We start from the raw sequence: 18,474 nt of genomic DNA, 5'->3' as shown, positions 1-18,474 counted from the left end.
CGGCACCGGCGGCAGCAAACGATTTACGGGCCGCACGGGGCCTCTTGAGTGCCTCCCGGCCGGATCCGGCGGGCCGCCGAGTCCGCCTCCCGACCCGGTCTGCGGCCACCGGAACCGCCTGCCTGGCGGCGACGCCGTCAGCAGTGCGGCCCCGGGCTGTCGACCAGTGTGGAGAGGAGTCCGGCGAACACCTCGCGCTGCTCGGGAGTGAGCGGGGCCAGCACGTCCTCCGCCGCCGCCCGGCGGGCGTCCCGCAGGGTGCGCAGCGTGGCGCGGCCGGTGTCGGTCAGCTCGATACGGGTCACCCTTCGGTTGGCCGGGTCCGCGACCCGGCGGACCCTGCCCCCCGCCTCCAGTCCGTCGACCAGACTCGTCACGGCCCGGGGGACCACCTCGAGGCGCTCCGCCAGATCCGCCATCCGGGGCGGCCGGTCGTAGTGCGCGACCGTGCGCAGCAGCCGTGACTGGGCGGGGGTGATCGCTATGTCGGCCGATTCGAGCTGGCGCTTCTGGCTGCGGTGGAGCCGGCGGGTCAGCCGGAGCAACTGCTCGGCCAGCAGGCCGTCGGCGTCGGGGGTGCTCATGCGGGAACAATATCAGGACCTTGTTCATTGTGAATACAGGTAACAATGAGCTAGGCTCCCGATGCTCGTACCGCCCTGCCCGAGGAGACCGTTGCGGCCCGAACACACCACCTGGACACCACCGGCCAAGGACCCCGACCAGCCGCCCGCCGAGGTGCGGCGGATCCTGCGGCTGTTCCGGCCCTACCGGGGTCGGCTCGCCGTCGTGGGCCTCCTCGTCGGCGCCTCTTCGCTGGTCTCCGTCGCCTCGCCGTTCCTGCTGCGCGAGATCCTCGACACCGCGATCCCGCAGGGGCGGACCGGGCTGCTCAGCCTGCTGGCCCTCGGGATGATCGCCACGGCCGTGATGACCAGCGTCTTCGGTGTGCTCCAGACGTTCATCTCCACGACCGTGGGCCAGCGCGTCATGCACGACCTGCGCACCGGGGTCTACGCCCAGCTGCAGCGGATGCCGCTCGCCTTCTTCACCAGGACGCGCACCGGCGAGGTCCAGTCCCGCATCGCCAACGACATCGGCGGGATGCAGGCGACCGTGACCTCCACGGCCACCTCGCTGGTCTCCAACCTCACGGCGGTCGTGGCCACCGTCGTCGCGATGCTGGCGCTGGACTGGCGGCTCACGGTGGTCTCGCTGGCCCTGCTGCCGCTTTTCGTCTGGATCAGCCGCCGGGTCGGCCGCGAGCGGAAGAGGATCACCACACAGCGGCAGAAGCAGATGGCCGCCATGGCGGCCACCGTCACCGAGTCCCTGTCCGTGAGCGGCATCCTCCTCGGGCGCACGATGGGCCGGGCCGACTCCCTCACCCGGTCCTTCGCCGAGGAGTCGGAGCGCCTCGTCGACCTCGAGGTGCGCTCCAGCATGGCCGGCCGCTGGCGGATGTCGACGATCGGGATCGTCATGGCCGCCATGCCCGCCCTGATCTACTGGGCCGCGGGCTTCGCGAGCCAGTCCGGCGGCCCCGCGATCTCCATCGGCACGCTCGTCGCCTTCGTCTCGCTCCAGCAGGGCCTGTTCAGGCCCGCGGTGAGCCTGCTCTCCACCGGCGTGCAGATGCAGACCTCGCTCGCCCTCTTCCAGCGGATCTTCGAGTACCTCGATCTCCCGGTCGACATCACCGAGCCCGCACGGCCCGTGCCGCTCGACAAGATCCGGGGCGAAGTGCGTTTCGAGAAGGTCGACTTCGCCTACGACCCGGCGCAGGAGCGGCCCACCCTCGACGGCATCGACCTCACGGTCCCGGCCGGCGGCTCGCTCGCGGTGGTCGGCCCCACCGGCTCCGGCAAGTCCACGCTCAGCTGCCTCGTCCCCCGGCTGTACGACGTGACCGGCGGCCGGGTCACCATCGACGGTGTCGACGTGCGGGAGCTTGACTTCGCGACCCTCGCGCGGGCCGTGGGGGTCGTCGCCCAGGAGACGTACCTCTTCCATGCCTCCGTCGCCGACAATCTGCGCTTCGCCAAGCCGGACGCCACGGCCGAGGAGATCGAGGCCGCCGCCCGTGCCGCGCAGATCCACGACCACATCGCGGCTCTGCCGGACGGGTACGACACTCTGGTCGGCGAGCGGGGCCACCGCTTCTCCGGCGGAGAGAAGCAGCGGCTCGCCATCGCCCGTACCATCCTGCGCGACCCGCCGGTCCTCATCCTCGACGAGGCGACCAGCGCCCTCGACACCCGTACGGAACACGCGGTGCAGCAGGCCATCGAGTCGCTCTCCCGCGGCCGCACCACCATCACCATCGCCCACCGGCTCTCCACGGTCAGGGACGCGGACCAGATCGTCGTGCTCGACGGCGGGCGCATGGTCGAGCGCGGTACCCACCAGCAGCTCCTCGACCGGGGCGGCCGCTATGCCGCCCTGGTGCACCGCGACGCCCGGCTCGCCCCCGCCGTCTCCTGAGCGGGGCGCGCGTGTCCGCGGGGACCGCCGCACACGACGGCGCCGCCGCTCCCGTGGGACGGGGAACGGCGGCGCGCGGTGGAGGCGAACGTCAGACGAGCCAGCCGACGAAGTGGACGATGCCGGCGAGCAGGTCGGTGAGGAAGTTCATGGTGGTGCGTTCTCCTTGATGCGTGGTGCTCTGTGTGTGGGACAGCGCGGTCGCGGTCTGCAGCCCGTCGCTTGCGCACCGTAAGCATCTTGGTTCCAGGGCGAGTTGGGGGACGGAAAGCGGTACGACCACACATTCGGGCGAACAGCCGCGCTAGCGTTCGTTTGTTCGCGTGGGCATTCGTCAGAGGGCGGATGGGCTGGAGTGCCGTGTCGCCGCCGGTCGGCTCCCGGATCGGCGCACCTGTCCCGGTTAGCGTGCCCGTATGACGAACGAGGCCTCGCCGCCCGGACGGTCCGGACGCGGCCCCCGCCTGACGCGCCGTGGGCGGCTGGTGCTGCTGACGAGCGCCCTGGCACTGGCGGCAGCCGCCGCCCTGGTCCCGCTGCTGACCCCCGAGCCGCGGAAGCAGGACCCGCCGCCTCCGCCGCCCCCGAAGATGCTGGTCATTCCCGAGGGCTGGCGCGCCACGCAGGTCTACGCCGCCGTCGACAAGGTGCTGGGAGTCCCGGCCGGGACCACCGGGAAAGTGGCCGGCACGGCGAAGCTGAACCTCCCGGCCGACGCCAAGGGCAATCCGGAGGGCTATCTCTTCCCGGCCACATATCCCGTCGTCGACGGGACGACCACCCCGGTGAGCCTGCTCAGCTTCATGGTCAACACCGCCAAGCAGCGCTTCGGTACCGAGCGCGTCACCGGCGGCGCCCGGCGCGTCGGCCTGAGCCCGCACGAGGCGGTGAACGTCGCCAGCATCGTGCAGGCCGAGGCCGACACCGCCGACGACATGGGCAAGGTCGCCCGCGTCATCCACAACCGGATCGCCCAGGGCATGCCGCTGCAGATGGACGCGACCATCAACTACGCGCTCGGTCGCAGCACCCTGGACACCACGACCGCCGACACCCGCCTGCAGAGCCCGTACAACACCTACGAGCGCCAAGGGCTGCCGCCCACCCCGATCGACAACCCGGGGGAGGAGGCGATGCACGCCGCGGTCGCCCCGCCGCCGGGCGACTGGCTCTACTTCGTGACCGTGCGGCCCGGCGACACCCGCTTCACCGGCAGCTACGAGGAACACCAGCGGAACGTCGCGGAGTTCAACGCCGTACGCGCCGAGTCGCGTGCCGCGGGCGGTTGACGGGCCGCGCGCCGCCGCCCGTCAGACCAGTGCCGGTTCGCGCTCCAGCAGCCGGCGGATCTCCCGTACGGCGGTCCGCCCGGCACGGTTGGCGCCGATCGTCGAGGCCGAGGGCCCGTAGCCGACGAGGTGCACCCGGGCGTCCCGTACGGCCCTGGTGACCTCCACCCGGATGCCGCCGCCCGGCTCGCGCAGGCGCAGCGGTGCGAGATGGTCGATCACCGGCCGGAAGCCCGTCGCCCAGAGGATCACATCGGCGTCCACGATCCGGCCGTCGTCCCAGGCGACCCCCGTCGGTGTGATCCGGTCGAACATCGGCAGCCGGTCCAGCACTCCGGACCCACGGGCCCGCCGGACCGCGTCGGTCAGCGGCAGCCCCGTGACGGACACGACGCTCCGCGGCGGCAGCCCGCGCCGTACGCGCTCCTCGACCAGCGCGACCGCCGCGCGGCCCGCGTCCTCGTCGAACGGCCCTTCGCGGAACACCGGGGGCCGCCGGGTCACCCAGGTCGTCCCGGCCGCGACCTCGGCGATCTCCATCAAATGCTGCGTCCCGGACGCCCCGCCGCCGACGACGACCACGCGCCGACCGGCGAACTCGGCCGGACCCGGGTAGTCCGCGGTGTGCAACTGACGTCCGCGGAAGGTCTCCTGGCCCGGGTAGCGCGGCCAGAACGGACGGTCCCAGGTTCCCGTCGCGTTGATCAGGGCGCGGGCAGACCAGATCCCCTGCGAGGTCTCGACCGTCAGCCGTCCGCCGTCCCCCTCGCGGACCGCCGCGACCCGGACCGGCCGGTGCACGCGCAAGCCGAAGCGCTCCTCGTAGGCGGCGAAGTAGGCGCCGATCACTTCGGAGGAGGGCCGCGTGTCGTCGGCGCCGGTCAGCTCCATGCCCGGCAGCGCGTGCATGCCGTGCACCTTGCCGTACGTCAGCGAGGGCCAGCGGAACTGCCAGGCGCCGCCGGGGGCGGGGGAGTGGTCCAGCACCACGAAGTCCCGGTCCGGCGCCAGACCGGCACGCCGCAGGTGGTACGCGGCGGACAGCCCGGCCTGCCCCGCACCGACGACCACCACGTCCACTTCCCGAGCCGCCCGTTCCCGAGCCACGAAGTCGTTCACGTTTCTACCAACAGTGGACGCTGCCTGGATCTTCCCGTGGCGATGTGCGCTCCTGGTGCCGTCTCGATCCCTACGGGGAGCCCACCGCCTCGCGGGCATCACCGCGTTCCGGGCCCGGGTCTGCCTCGAGCCGGACCGACGGGCGGGTGGGGAGCCAGAGGGTGGCCGCCGCGAGCAGTGCCACCGCCGCGCATCCGGTCAGGACGGGCACATTGCCGAGCCAGGCCGCGAGTGCGCCGCCGGCCAGCGCGCCGATCGGCACGGTGTTGATCAGAGCGGCCTGGACGAAACCGGCGACGCGGCCCTGCAGGCCGTCAGGAGTGACGAGTTGCTGGGTGGTGGTCATGGAGATCGCCCAGACGGTGGCGGTCAGCCCGAAGGTGAACTGGTACGCGAGGAGGACAGGGTAGGCGAGCCCCAGTGCGGCGGCCGGGATCAGGAAGACGGCCGCGCCCGCCAGCACCGCGCAGAGCTGCGTTGCACGCCACCCGTCCCAGAGCATGTGCCCGTACGCTCGAGTCGTTGAGCCTCAAGTGGCCGTACTGCAGGCAGAGTTGAACATGACGCGCCATGGCGGCGCCAGTGGGCCCGGCCGTGTGGCGGCTCCCGCGCCACGGGACCGACAGGCGCCCCGGGCGACCTCACGGAACCGGTCCTCGGCGACTCGTCCGCACGCCGGTACCGGGCGTGGCGTAGGCGCGAGTGAGTGGCCCGGGGACGAGAGGATGGAGCCATGTCCGGAACCTTCACCACCACGACCCTGACCGTCGGCACCGGATCACAGGAGACGGTCACCGACCTGACCGACGCCTGTGAGCGCTTCCTCGCGGAGAACGCGAACGGCGGGGACGGACTCCTCAACGTCTTCGTCCCCCACGCGACAGCCGGCATCGCCGTCATCGAGACCGGCGCCGGCAGCGACGACGACCTGCTGGCCGCGCTGCACACCCTCCTGCCGGCCGACGACCGCTGGCAGCACCGCCACGGCAGCCCCGGCCACGGCCGGGACCACGTCCTCCCGGCCCTGGTCCCGCCGCACGCGACGCTCCCGGTGATCGGCGGCCGGCTGGAGCTCGGCACCTGGCAGTCGGTGTGTCTGGTCGACACCAATAAAGACAATGCCAACCGTCAGGTTCGACTGAGCTTCCTCGGCTGACCAAGATCGTTCAGCTGGGGCGTGCCGCCGCTTCTCCGTACCATGCGCGCTCGAACGGAGAGAAGAAATGCGCGGTACGGACCTCAACACGATCGAACGACCCTACGACGGATGTGGCAAGTGCCTGCTCGGAGTGCGGCGGCTGTCACGCGTGAAGCTGGCGACGTCTTCGCCTGAGCGCCAGCGCGAGAACGTGCTCACGGCCGCCGCCGTCGGGGCCCACATCATCGGCTGGGCGAACGACTGGGAGGTCTCCGGCGCCACGGATCCCGTGACCCGCCCCCGCCTGGGCCCGTGGCTCCGTGACGAGAGGGGCCCGTACGACGGCTTGGTCGCGGCAGCGGTGGACCGGCTCGGCCGCAACGTCGTCGACTGCCTGAACACCGGCTACAAGATGCGGGACGAGAAGAAGGTGCTCGTCACGTACGGGCACGACGGAGCCTGGAACCTCGACGACCCCGCCGACGAGAACCGCTTCACCATGGAAGCCTGGGGTGCGCAGATGGAACTGCGCGCGATCCAGCGCAGGAACCGTGACGCCACGGTCAAGACGCGTGCCGCCGGCCGCCCGAAGGGCAAGCCGTCGTACGGCTTCCAGTACGTGCGGAAGGTCATGGGAGGAAGGATCGAACAGGTCGAACTGCATCCGCATGCCTCCGAAGTGCTGCGGAACATCGCCCGCCGCATCCTCGCCGATCCGGAAAGCGTCACCTGCAGCAGTGAGCCTTTTCCATCCTCACTCTGAGCTGGCCAGATGCAGGACGAGGACGGCCTGGACGAGGCTGGTGATGCGGGTGGTCGAGCACCGGAGCCTGCGGAGGAGCCGCCAGGCTTTGAGGGTGGCCACGGCCTGTTCGACGAGTGCGCGGATTTTCGCGTGGGACCGGTTGACGGCCTTCTGACCGGCGGAGAGGGTTTCCGGACTCCTTGCGCCAGGCTGACGTCTTCCTCTGGCCGGTGGACGTGGCCCGAGACATCTCTACGTACGACCCGACAGCTCGTCTACTAGAAGGTCGAGGGTCAGCTCCTCATGAAGTGCGACGCCGAGGGCGGTCATGGCAGGAGCGAGACCTGCGTCCCAAGCCGCGCTGATGGGCTGGCCGTCGAGCGGCAGCTGGGGGATTCCCGCGGCCTGGCTGTGAGTGGCCAGGCGCTCGTAGTCCTCGGCGCCCATGCGCCATGGCTGGGCTCCGTAACCACGGATGATCCGGTTCGCCAGAGCGATGCCCGGCCAGTCGAAATCCCCGTGGTACGCGAAACGGCAGTCGGTGGCGGCAAGGGCGTCAAGGAGTGTGAGGACGACCGTGGCGGCGCTGCCGGAGGTACACACCAGGGGGTGGATGCAGGCTGCGTTCGCCGCAGCCTCCACCACGCGCGGATTCTCACAGATGTGGATCACTGTTCCGGCAGGTAGCTGCAGCTGCAGGTCGTGCAGGTCCCGCGAGGTGAGGTGGGCTTCGGCATGATGGTCGGCCCGCGCTCGTAGTTCCTGCTCCCGCCAGCCTCCGCCGACGGGCCGCAGTCCGTAGGTCAGTACTGTGCTGGAGACCTCGTCCGGTGTGACGGACACCAGCCGCCACAGCGCGCGCCGGCCTGCCGCGTTGCCGGGGAACTCGGTGCCGTGGGCGAGGGCGACGCCGCGTTGGACGAGGCGCGCGAGCCAGGTGCTGTCGTCCAGGCCGTGTGCGGACCCGGTCGCCATGGCGGCGAGTTCTCCTCGGCCTCGGGTGCCACCCTGCTCCGGGCCGAGCAGTACGGTGAGGACCTGGACAGCCTGCTGAAGCGTTCGTATCGCCGTTTCAGGTGTCACTCCTCTTGGGACGCCGCTACGGCGGAGGAGGTCGTACCACTGGCCGGTCCACTCCTGGCCGGCGAGTGGAGAGGCGTCCAGCGCCGAGGCGAGCGACGACCAGAGGTGCTCGCGCTGGGCCGTGATGCCCGCGCGGACGGCACGGCGGTCGGTGAGCGGAGGACCGAGTTCCTCCAAGGCGTCCCTGAGCCCGAGCCCGGCCGCCGAGGCGCGCAGCCGCGTGTCGAGCGCATCGAGGCGCACAGTTACGGCAGCGCGCGTGACGGGTTTGCCCAGCAGGAGCGAAAGGTCGTTGCGTTCTTGGGCGCTCACTGAGGTCAGCCGGACGGAACCGGTGGCCTGCACGCCATTGCCTTCCAGGCGTTTGCGTACCGCTTCCCAAAGCCGGGTGAGCCCGGGACTGGCCAGCCAGTCCCGTGCCGCCGCGGGCAGCTTGCTCATACGGACACCAGATGCCGCTGCCGACCGTTCCAGGTGTAGTGCAGGGTGGCCACCCCGCGCACATGTGGATCGCGGAGGCACTCGTAGATGTGCAGGGACGGCACCTCCGGCCAGTTGCCCATGAGCCGTTCGCTGGTGAGGACGAAGTCGAGGTCGAGGTCGACGAGGATACGGCCCAGCCGGCCGTGGGTGGGTTCGTCGACCTTGGCGAAGGCGTCGTCGAGCAGGATCAGCCGCGGGGCGTGGGGTGCCGACTCGGCGAGGCTGGCGAAGTGGGCTGCGGCCGCAGCGAAGAGCACGAGGTAGGAAAGCACCCGCTGCTCGCCCTGGCTGAGCCCGGTCCGGCCGGTCAGTTTCCGCCTGCGTCCCGGGGCGGCGTCCTCCACCACGAAGGTGTGGAAGCGGAACCAGTCGCGGTAGTCCAGCGCGGTCCGCAGGTGGGCGGCGTAACCGGCTGAGGGATCGGCCCGTCGGGCATCCTCGATCCGTCGTTGCAGCACCTCGCGGAGCTGCTCGGTCTGCTCTCGCGTGCGCAGGCTCGACGGACTGCGCAGCAGCTCCACGGCCGCCCGCACGTCCGCGTCCACGTCCTCGTCCAGCTTCCACAGCAGTTCCACGCCGAGACCGTGGGAGGTGCGAACGGTCCGCAGGGTGTCGTTGAGCGCGGCGACCAGGTTCGCTGCGGTGATGACTTGGGCCGAGAGATGGTCTCCGAGCTCGCCGGTCAGGAACCGCTGGAACACCTCGCGTTCGCGTTCGGTGAGCCGCCCCCGGGCCTCCGCGGCCTGGAGGGCGATCCGCTCGCCCACGGTCGCGACGTCGTGGGAACCGTGGTCGTCGATCAGGCGGCACACCTTGACTCCATCGCGTTCCTCCAGCTGCGCGTCGTAACCGCCGGCCAGTTGGTCGCGCAGTTCGGTGTGCCGGTTGAGCAGGATGCTGTCCGACACCTCGCCCTTCGGGCGGCCGAGGGCCTGCTGTACCGCGTCGGCCAGTGTCTGTAGCGCTCGCAGACGGCTGCGGACGTCCAAGGCAGGATCGTCTGCCACACCCTCGGGCAACGAGGACCGGTCCAGCCCGGCGCCGCGCATCACCTCCGGCCGGCCGAGGGCGCCGCGAAGAGCGCCGCCAGTTGTGATGACCGCCGTCTCCTGGTCGGCCAGGGCCTCACGCAGGCGCTTCCCCTCCTCTTCCGCGCGCACGCGCAGGTCGTGGAGGTCGTCTCGGGCCCGCTGTGCCGCCGGAAGGGCCTGAGCGGCATCCGCGATGCGTTGTCTGGTTTCTTCCTCGCGGGTGAGGATCTCTCTTTCGGTCGCCCCAATGGCCTCCTCGCGGGTGCGCAGGTCCTGTTGCGCGGTACGCAGCCCGGTGAGGCGGAGCCGGTAGTTCTCCTCCGCGGCCAGGCGCTCTTGCCGGGCGCGTTCGTACCGTTGGGCGTCGGCGTGATGGGCGCCGAGCCGCTCGCCCGTGTTGCCGACCGCCCTGCGAAGACGCCCGATGCCGGTGAGAAGGGCAGCCAGCGCGGTGCGTACGCCTTCCAGCTCGACGGGGTCCCTGGGCAGGTCATGGGCGGTGGCGGTGGCGTCCGCCTCGGCGCGCACGGCTACGGCGAGAGCGCGGGCCTCCTCGGCCAGCTGTGCCGCGCGGGTCGTCTTGGTGGTCAGGTCACGCAGAACCCCCTCGTCCGACTCGGCTCTGCTCCAGGCGTCGGCGAGGCCTCGTGCCCGGGGGAAGTCCTGCTCCGCGCGCCTGAGGGCCCGGCGCCGGGCATCGGCCCCGGTGAGTTCGTGACTGGCGGCGGCCAGCCGCTGTTCCGTCCGCGTGAGCCGCTCCTCCAGCTCGGCCAGGATGCGCCGCCGGGTCTCGGCGCGTACGGCGGCTCCCACGTACTCGGCGTCACTCTTCTGGTGCCGGCCGCTGAGGATGCCCAGACGCCAGGTTCCGTCGTAGTACACCGCGTCATGAGCGGTCGTCTCCTCGGCCGGTGCGAGCGCGATGGCGCTCAGCAGGTGTTCCACCCGCTCGGACGTGACCCCACATCCCGGTTGGGGTGCCGGGCGCAGGGCCGAGGCGAGGGTTGGCCCCTCCGGCAGTGCGGGGCCGGGACGCAGCAGAGTGTCACGAGTGACGGGATCGACAAGAGCGCCGTCCGCTCCGACCCACGCGTCCAGGATCCCGCCGGCTTCCAGCGCCGCCTCGAGACCGGCCCGATGCGCGGGGCTCACATCATCGGTGAAGTCCACCAGCCGGTAGAAGGGCGCCCCGGTGCCCGGTGTCCTTTCGGCGACGCGGTGGTGAGGGACCGGCGGCTCGGGATCGGTACGTTGCTCCCAGTCCCGCTTCTGGCTCGCCAGGCGGCCGAGTTCCTCGTCGAGTCGGCCGACGGTGAGGGCGAGGGCGTCGCGGCGCCCGGTGAGTTCCTCGCCGTACGGCTCCAGTGCGGCATGGGCGGCCTGCCACGCCTGACTGTCGATGTCGGGCGGGAGTGCACGGTCCGCGAACGGGGCGTCATCGGAGCTCTCGCGGGCGACCGTGGTGTGGACGGTGTCCAGCGGCGGGCAGTCGGACCCGACGGCGGTCCGCGTGCGTGTTGCCCACTCGGCGACCCGGTGGGCATAGGCACCGCTCTCCTCGGCGACCTTCTCGCGGCCGGCGTCGAGACGGCCGGCGGCCTCCTCCGCCTCGCCCTCCAGTCGTTCCCGCTCGGTGTCGGCCTGCAGCGCCCGGCTTCGGGCCGTCTCGGCCCGCGCGGTGAGACCCATTACTTCCTGGACCATCCGGGTCCGGTTCTTCACGACCGTCTTGGCGGCCTCCAGTTGCCCCAGCCAGGACAGCAGTCCGTCCTGCACGGCGGCCGTGTCCCCGCGGACGACCGATGGCTGCCGCACGGTGTGCGTCTCACCGTCCGGAGCGGCCAGTTCCGTCTCGGCGGCCGGAGAGCGGACTGTGCGGGGCAGCGCGACCGCCTCGCCGAGATGCCCGGTGGGAAGCCCGGCCCTTTCCGCCTGCGTCAGCAGTTCCCGGTGTTCGTGGCTCAGTTCGGCGAGCCGGCTCCCGAGGTGTTCGACACCATCGGCCAGCCGCTCGGCCGCGCCTTCTTCTGCGCCGTGTGCGTTGCTGAGGGCGGTGAAAGCGGCCACGGCGGCGGTGTGCAGCGCCTCGACCGTGTTACGGCGTTCCGACAGTTCGCGCAGGCTGCGGTAGGCGTGGCCGGCGTGCAGGGCGGCCAGGTCGGTCCGGGCTGCCTGCTCCTCCTCGCGCAGGGTTTCCAGCCGGCCCTCCGACTCCTCCTCCTGCGTCCGCAGTTCACTGGTCCGCTGTGCGGCGTCTCCGGCCGCCCGGCGCCGCTGCGCGAGGACCTCCAGCGCCCGGCTCACTGCCTGCGCGGAGGAGCGCAGGACTCCGGACAGGTATCCCCGGTAATTGGTGAGGAAGGTGCGCAGCGCCGTATCGGTGCGCTCCAGGCGCCCGAGTTCGTCGCGTACGGCGTCGAGGTCGTGCAGGTTGCGCGCGACCTTCTCGACCACGTCCTCGTCGAGTCCCGGCAGGGTCTCGCTCAGCAGGGAGGCCAGTCCACCGTGCTCGATACGGTCCCCGACGGTGGGCCGCCGCAGTCGGTGGAGGAGCTGGGTGAGATTGCGGTAGCGGGTCGCGTCGGTGATACCGAACAGTTCCCGGGCCACCCGCGAGCGGTGGACGACCGCGCGGTCGGTGACGTTGTCGGAGCCGACGACTTCCTTCAGCCGGTCGACCGGCAGGGGCCTTCCGCTCTCGGCCAGGTGCAGGTCCTCGCCCACGCGCAGCGGAGTGACGAAGAACGTCGGCAGCGCCCTCTGCGTCGACTTCGAGGCGCGGATGGCGGCGCCGAGGGTGAAGTGGCGGTGGTCGCCGCTGTCGGTCGTGCCCCGGAACTCCACCCACAGGTAGCCGAGACGGTTGGTCTGCTTGAACCCGTCCAGCATCAGCCAGGCGAGGGTGGTCCTGCCGGTGCCCGTTGCGTCCAGTGCCCGTGAGTCGCCGTCCAGCAGATACGGCAGCAGCATTTCGAGAGCCTTGGACTTGCCCGCACCGTTCTTGCCGCGCAGCAGCAGCCGTCCGTCGCCGAAGGCGAACTCCTGCTCGTCGTACTGCCAGACGTTCTGGATGCCCGCGCGGTGCAGCCGGAATCGGGTGCCGGCGGTCGTCGCCGGGCCGGAACGCGGCAGCGGGACGAGGCCACGCGCATCGGTGGTCACAACGGCAACTCCTTCTGGATATCGGCAGCCTTTCGGGCTGCGGTGGCCGGGCGCACGGTCACGTGGGTGGCGTAGCGTGACGCCGCGGCCAGCAGCACCCAGTCGTCCCCGCCGGGCCGTGCCTCACGGACATCGGTCACGGTGCGCCCTTCAGGCGCCTCGTCGGTGTACCCCTCCGGCAGGCCGTATCCCTCGGCACGCAGCTGACCGGCCCGGGCCATCAGCCGCATGCGGGCCAGCAGATCCAACGCGGCCTCCCGCAGGGCGGAAAGGTCCTCCAGGTAACCGCGCTGCCAGTTGCTGCGCTGTCCGTACTCGGCGACCAGTTCGGCCAGCAGCTCGTCCATCAAGCCGCCCGGGACAGCCACGCCGATGACGAGCGTCCCTCCGGTCGCCGGGTGTCCGGGCTCCTGCGGCCGAAGCCGCTCCACGAGCCGTTCCACCAGCAGCAGCGCGGCCTGCGCCACTGTCCCGGTGCCCGGCAGGTGCAGATCCGTCAGCTCGTCCTCGGGGTCCACCAGCGCCACTCCCTCGGCGCGGATCTCCATCTCCAGGCCCAGAAGCTCGGAGAACGCCTGCGCTTCGCGGCGCTGCCGGGTGCGCAACCAGTCGCGTTCGGCGTCGGTCAGCTCGTCGAGGTAGACGACGGGCGTCTCGACGAGCATCCGGCGCACATAGGTGCGGGGTCCGCCGAACCCCGGGTCCGCTGCCCGCCGGACCAGGTCGGCGCCGTCACGGGCCTGGGCGAGCGGGCCGGCGACGACAACGCGGGCCAGCTCGCGGTCCACCGTGATCAGAGCCTCTCCGCCCGCATCCTGCGCGAGCGCGGCCACATGACCCTCGGTCTCGATGAGGACACCCCACTCGACCAACAGGCGCAGAGCCGCTACCAAGGTCCGTTTCCCGGCCGCCCTGCCCGTCTCCTCCAGCTCGATCTCCGCGTCGGCTGCAGCGGCTCTGATGTCGGCCACCAGCTGTGACAGCAGCAGTTGTTCGGGGGCGGTCACCAGCACGGACAGGGCCAGCGTGAGGCAGGCGTAGGTGTGTGGGCTGAACGGGGTGCCGGTGGAGCGCTCCAGCCGGTGGCCCGCACCTGTCCCCAGCCCTGCCTTGAACAGCCGGGCGTAGGAGCTGTCGACCAGGAGACGGTAGCCGAGCACCTGCTGGAACCGCTTGCCCAGCCAGTCGGCATGCCTGCGGATCAGCGGGAAGAGGTCGGAGTACGGGCCGTCCGAGGTGACCAGCGGATGGGCGAGCAGCAGCCGGGCGGCGCTGCGGCGCTCGGCTGCCAGAGCGACGTCGTGTGTCGAGGGGAGGGTCATGACACGCTCACCTCCGCATCGCCGTCGGCCGCGTTGGAGGAGGTACGGCCGACGTCCAGTTCCAGGTCGTCCAGCAGCAGGTCGCCGTCGGCAGAGTGCAGAACGCACCGCGCACCTGCGGTGCGTCGTACGGTGAGCTGGATGCCCAGTTCAGCGTCCTCACTGTGCGCCTGGTCGAGTTCGAATACCGTCGCGCCTTCCCCGTCCGTGCCGGCGTGACGTCGGAGCTGCGCATTCCCGAGCGCGGTGGCCAGCAGCTCCAGGAGCAGGCCGAGCGCTGCCGAGGTGAGGCGCACCTCGGCGAACCGCCCCGAGGCACTGCGTAGTTCGTCCGCCGCCGCTGTCCGGGCCGCCGCCCGCTCACGGGCGGCCTCCCGCAGCCGCTCCTTCTGAGCGGAGTGGTCCTCCACTGCGGACGTCCGGCCCCGCTGGGCACGGCTGCCCCTTTCCCGCAGGGCCACCGGCACCTCGACCACCGGGCCGGTCCACCAGCTCGTGTAGGCGGGCACCACCTCGTCGGTGGCCGGGGGTATGCCCAGATGGCGGGCGGCGTGGAGTCCGAAGGCGGCGACGGCGATGTCGTGCGCGTCCTGCGGCGCTGCTTCGTCGAACCACCGGGCCAGCCGCAGCAGATCTCTGCGCCGGGACATCTCCCCAGTGGCTGACCGCAGCATCCGCTTGGCGTTGGCGAGCAGCGACTGCAACGCGCGGAGGGTGGCGTCCCGCAGTTGATCGACCTGGCTGCCCTGCCCGTCAGTGTCGCTGAACCAGCCGCGCAGGCCCTCCCAGTCCGCGAGCTCGCGCCCACGGCTGCGTTGGACCCGCGTCTCCAGTCGGCCGTCGCCCTGCGGTGACAGCCCCGCGAGGCCCTGGGCGTGGGCGTCCAGTCGGGCCAGCAGACCCGGGACGTGTGGCCACAGCGTGTCCAGTGCCGCCGAGATCCGGGGTGCGCGGAACGCCACATCCTCTGTGATCGCCTCGACGTAGTCGAGGAGCAGCTCCTTGAAACCCTGGTACTCGGCGCTGTCCAGGTCGTACCGGGCCAGCACCTGGCCGAGGTAGGCGTAGAAGTCCCGGATGGAGTCAGCGAACTCGGTGAACTGCACGAACAGCGTGCTGACCCGCTCCAGCCCGTCCTGTGGTTCGATGCCGCCGGGCGCGGTCACGAGCTCGGCCAGCTCCCTGAGTCCCCGCTCGACCAGGGCGAGCAGCTCGTTGCTCACCTCGCGGGCGGCGTCCGCCTCGGCCAGGACTCCGTCGGCGTCCCGCTGGATGCGCTCGCCCAGCTTCGACAGCTGGTAGCGAGCACGGGACCGCTGATACTCGCTGATGCTGGACGCTTTCACGGTGTGACTGCTGCGCAGCAGGTTTCCCCACCTCACCAGCTGCTCCAGCCGGACCGTGAGGGTGTCGGCGTCGAGCCCGGCGGCAGTACCGCCGGCCTCGCGCAGCTTCGCCATGACTTCCGCAACGGCCAGGTCCGCGAACAGGGTCCCGCAGAAGACCCGCATGATCGCGACGTGCTCCAGTCGCTCGGGCGCGCTGAGATAGCTGTAGGCGTCCAGACGCCGACGCGCCTCGTCGTCGTGCGCTGCGCCTGGTGCGGGTGCCTTCACATCTGGGACTTTACGTGGTCTGTTCAGCCGTTGGCGGTGTGTTGTTCGGCCGTGCCGGGCTGCAGAGGCTGATCGACAGCGCACAACCCAGCAGGGGCACCTGCTTGTTCCGCGTCCATGGCGGGCCGGGGGCCGCGGAGGGGCGGCGTCCGGGGAGGACGAACTGTCGGGAACCATCGAATCTCAGCCACGGTGAACCCGATCGTCACAGGCGCACCCAGCCCCCGGCCGCCGCCGCCGGAACGGCTGATGGCATGGGTACCCGGCTTCCTCACGGAGGTGGCACGCGAGAGGTGTGCACGTGCTTTCAGAACTGGAAAGCGCAGTTGAACTGCTCCTTGATGACACACACCGACCACCTGTCTGAAAATCCTTGCAGCAACTTGCGCAAGTGGCCCTGTGTCTCAAGGATTCGGGGCGTGACAAACCACATGAAGCGCATATCGCGTCCAGCCACCCTCGCCGCCACGGCTGGGGCAGGTCTCCTGACGGCCCTGGCTTGGGCCCCGTCCGCCGCAGCGGCCACCGAATCCGCTGCTCCCGAGTGCGTGGAGTACTACCAAAGCTGGCGCTACACCGACGTTTTCAACGGCTGCGGTGACACCGTCGCCGTCACTGTGGAGTACACGAACGGCCAGTGGGCTCCGTGCCGCGTCGTCCAGCCCGGCGACCGGGCGACCTTCGCCGGCTACGGGACGGACGGCAACTACGTCACGGCGCTGCGGACGTGCGACCCCGCCCTCGCCGCCACCAGCGGCGCCTGAGCCCCACACTTCCGACGATCGGTGCAGCGCAGGTCGGCGACCTCGCCGCTGCCCTGTGCCACACCGTCCCCACAGCCTCAGGTCGCGTAGGTGAGCGCGGATACGGACCCGGGACCGAGACGCGGTCCGGCCGACGGGTTGGTGGCCGCCTGCGAGCCGGTCGCGTTCAGGTACGCCACCACGGCTCGCGTACGAAGAGGCTCTCGTCGCTCGTACAGCCCACGCCGTTGGAGATCTGTCCGGAGTCAAGGTTCCACCCGACGACACCGTTGCCCTTGCGGCCACGGCACCCGGGGCGCGGCAGCCGGTACCGGCGGTGTCCGGGCGCGCCCGGGTCAGGCCGGCTCGTCCAGTGCGAACACGACCATCACCGGGAGGCCGGTGTCGTGCCGGACGACGCCGGCGGTCAGGACCCGGCCGTCCAGGGTCCACGTGCGCGCCGCGATGAACTCGTCCTTTTCGGCGGCCGCCTGCTCGGCCTCGGTGAGGCGGCCGTCCCCGCATCTCCTCCAGCATCGCGTTCACCGCGGGCCATGAGCACATCCCGGTCATGCCGCTCATTGTCGTCGTTCCGCCGACGTGGGCCGCCGGTCCGCCCGCGACGACCGGCCCCTCGACCGGGTGGCAGCTTCCTGACAGGCCGTCCTGCCGCCCGGGCCTTCCGGGGTAGGAAGATCCCTGTGACCCGGGGGGTCTTGTGCTGTCCGCTGCCGAAGGCAACAGCCTTCTTCCCGGTGCTCTCGATAGGGATTCCATGTCCAGCGCTCTGCGAGAAACGGCTCACCACGGGGATCGGAATGGCGGGAACTGCGAGCAGCGCACTGCCCACGCGGCGGATACGGCACGACAGCGGTGTGCTCTCGTCACCGACGGCGCCACGCGTGCGCGTTCCGGTGGTCGGGGATCTTCTGCGGCTGCGGGCGAATCTGCTGAATGCCGTCCAGTACGCCGCCTCGGCCGGCAGCGAGGTGTCGCATTTCCAGGCCGGCCCCAAGAGCATCTTCTTTGTGAACCGCAGCTCGGCTGCGGACGCCGTCCTCTCTGACATCCACACCTTCGGCAAACCGGACGGTGAGAACCCGCTGAGACTGGTCCTCGGCGACGGACTGATCAGCAATCCGGACCACGACGACTGGTTGCGGCGCCGGAGGGCCCTCCATCCCATGTACAGCCGCGCCAGCCTCGCGGGGATGCGGCCGAGGATGGCGACAGTGATAGCCGACCGCACGAGGCGATGGGAACGTCAGGACCGGACGGAGCTGAACGTTCACGAAGAAATGCTGGGCGTCGCTCTCGACAGTGTTTCGATCTCCATGTTCAGCCGGTACGGCGACACGGTGTCCGACATCATCACGCCGAGAACCGCTTCGTTTCTGCTCGACTTCGTCGAACGCCGGCTGCGGGGGCCGTTCTCCTTGCCGGTGGGCGCACCGAGCCGGCGGAACCGTGAATTCGCCTCGATCCTGCGCACTCTCGACGCTCTCGTCTACCGGCTCATCGGTGAACGACGCGGATCCGGCACGCGGCACGGCGACCTTCTGGATCTTCTGCTGGAGGCCCGGGTCGGCGACGACGAGAGGCCACTGACGGATCTCGAGGTACGGGACGAAGTCCTGACCACGTTCCTGGCCGCGTACGAGACCACGGCCAGTGCGCTGACCTGGGTCCTCTATCTGCTCGCGTGCTATCCGGACATCCAGCGGCGCGTACGGGAGGAGGTGCGTACGAACACAGCGACGGATCGCGGAACTCCCGGTCACGCGGAGCCGCGGAGCGGCGCGCTGCTGGAATGCGTCATCAACGAGAGCATGCGGCTCTTCCCGCCGTCGCCGACGATTCCGCGGCAGGCGAAGAAGGATGTGCTCGTCGGCTCCGTCGAGGCCCCGGAAGGGGCGCTCGTGATGCTCAACGTCGCGGCGATCCAACGGGATCCGTCCGTCTGGGAACGGCCCGACGAATTCATTCCCGAGCGCTTCATGAACGGCAGCCCCGGGAAGGCCACATATCTTCCCTTCGGCGCCGGAGCGCATATGTGCATCGGCAAGGGATTCGCCATGATGGAGATGGGTCTGCTGGTGGTGAACCTTCTCGCCAGGTTCGAGATATCCCTGCGGGACTCCGCCGGCCCCGATCCCATGGCGCTCATCACGCTGAGGCCGCGTGACGGTTTCGGACTGACGCTCACCAGGATCTGAACCGCCGCCACATTCCCGCCGGAAACGCCCGACATCTTGAGAG

13 protein-coding genes and 1 pseudogene are annotated in these 18,474 nt (G+C 70.7%); 6 read left to right on the top strand and 8 right to left on the bottom strand.

Going from position 1 to position 18,474, the window contains the following annotated elements:
• Positions 1 to 137: 137 nt before the first annotated feature.
• Positions 138 to 584, bottom strand: coding sequence for a MarR family transcriptional regulator (locus ACFYOP_RS21540; protein ID WP_356898832.1), 447 nt, complete (start codon positions 582 to 584; stop codon positions 138 to 140).
• 91 nt (positions 585 to 675) lie between these two features.
• Here ACFYOP_RS21540 and ACFYOP_RS21535 point away from each other — a divergent pair, with 91 nt between their 5' ends.
• A complete protein-coding gene (locus ACFYOP_RS21535; RefSeq protein WP_356898831.1) occupies positions 676 to 2,484 on the top strand; it encodes an ABC transporter ATP-binding protein in 1,809 nt (602 codons plus the stop codon).
• A gap of 416 nt (positions 2,485 to 2,900) precedes the next feature.
• Complete coding sequence (mltG, locus tag ACFYOP_RS21530) at positions 2,901 to 3,773, top strand: endolytic transglycosylase MltG (protein WP_356898830.1); 873 nt, start codon at positions 2,901 to 2,903, stop codon at positions 3,771 to 3,773.
• Between the two features lie 21 nt (positions 3,774 to 3,794).
• Here the strand turns inward: mltG and ACFYOP_RS21525 are convergent, their stop codons facing one another.
• On the bottom strand, positions 3,795 to 4,892 hold the full coding sequence (locus ACFYOP_RS21525) for an NAD(P)-binding domain-containing protein (protein WP_356898829.1): 1,098 nt from the start codon (positions 4,890 to 4,892) through the stop codon (positions 3,795 to 3,797).
• Between the two features lie 70 nt (positions 4,893 to 4,962).
• Positions 4,963 to 5,394: a hypothetical protein gene (locus tag ACFYOP_RS21520; protein WP_356898828.1), complete on the bottom strand. Its 432-nt coding sequence runs from the start codon at positions 5,392 to 5,394 to the stop codon at positions 4,963 to 4,965.
• A gap of 231 nt (positions 5,395 to 5,625) precedes the next feature.
• On the opposite strand from ACFYOP_RS21520, the gene ACFYOP_RS21515 reads away from it, so the two are divergent.
• Positions 5,626 to 6,048 carry a YjbQ family protein gene (locus ACFYOP_RS21515; RefSeq protein ID WP_356898827.1) on the top strand — a complete coding sequence of 141 codons (423 nt, stop codon included), beginning with the start codon at positions 5,626 to 5,628 and terminating at the stop codon, positions 6,046 to 6,048.
• Positions 6,049 to 6,115: 67 nt separating this feature from the next.
• Positions 6,116 to 6,793, top strand: coding sequence for a recombinase family protein (locus ACFYOP_RS21510; RefSeq protein WP_356898826.1), 678 nt, complete (start codon positions 6,116 to 6,118; stop codon positions 6,791 to 6,793).
• Here the strand turns inward: ACFYOP_RS21510 and ACFYOP_RS21505 are convergent.
• From ACFYOP_RS21505 to ACFYOP_RS21485, 5 genes and pseudogenes are all read right to left on the bottom strand, one after another.
• Positions 6,785 to 7,012 (bottom strand): annotated as a pseudogene (locus ACFYOP_RS21505) (transposase family protein); the annotation flags it as partial. The gene ACFYOP_RS21510 and the pseudogene ACFYOP_RS21505 overlap by 9 nt on opposite strands.
• Positions 7,013 to 7,027: 15 nt before the next feature.
• Positions 7,028 to 8,299, bottom strand: a complete 1,272-nt coding sequence (locus tag ACFYOP_RS21500; RefSeq protein WP_356898824.1) for a TIGR02679 family protein — start codon at positions 8,297 to 8,299, stop codon at positions 7,028 to 7,030.
• A complete protein-coding gene (locus tag ACFYOP_RS21495; RefSeq protein WP_356898823.1) occupies positions 8,296 to 12,534 on the bottom strand; it encodes a TIGR02680 family protein in 4,239 nt (1,412 codons plus the stop codon). Before ACFYOP_RS21495 ends, ACFYOP_RS21500 begins: the two co-directional genes overlap by 4 nt.
• The gene (locus ACFYOP_RS21490) at positions 12,531 to 13,856 is read right to left on the bottom strand and encodes a TIGR02678 family protein (RefSeq protein WP_356898822.1); all 1,326 of its coding nucleotides are present in this window, start codon (positions 13,854 to 13,856) and stop codon (positions 12,531 to 12,533) included. The genes ACFYOP_RS21495 and ACFYOP_RS21490 overlap by 4 nt, the downstream gene beginning before the upstream one ends.
• Positions 13,853 to 15,472, bottom strand: a complete 1,620-nt coding sequence (locus ACFYOP_RS21485) for a TIGR02677 family protein (protein WP_356898820.1) — start codon at positions 15,470 to 15,472, stop codon at positions 13,853 to 13,855. Before ACFYOP_RS21485 ends, ACFYOP_RS21490 begins: the two co-directional genes overlap by 4 nt.
• A 419-nt stretch (positions 15,473 to 15,891) precedes the next feature.
• Between ACFYOP_RS21485 and ACFYOP_RS21480 the strand changes: the two genes are divergently transcribed.
• Positions 15,892 to 16,236, top strand: coding sequence for an alpha-amylase (locus ACFYOP_RS21480; protein ID WP_356898819.1), 345 nt, complete (start codon positions 15,892 to 15,894; stop codon positions 16,234 to 16,236).
• A 386-nt stretch (positions 16,237 to 16,622) separates the two neighbouring features.
• Positions 16,623 to 18,431 carry a cytochrome P450 gene (locus tag ACFYOP_RS21475; protein ID WP_356898818.1) on the top strand — a complete coding sequence of 603 codons (1,809 nt, stop codon included), beginning with the start codon at positions 16,623 to 16,625 and terminating at the stop codon, positions 18,429 to 18,431.
• Positions 18,432 to 18,474: the final 43 nt, after the last annotated feature.

The sequence above is a fragment of the Streptomyces sp. NPDC006294 genome (assembly GCF_042870895.1).
In the GTDB taxonomy this organism is placed as follows: Bacteria; Actinomycetota; Actinomycetes; order Streptomycetales; family Streptomycetaceae; genus Streptomyces.
The sequence above is the reverse complement of the archived record's forward strand: the minus strand, read 5'-3'. Positions and strand labels throughout refer to the sequence as shown.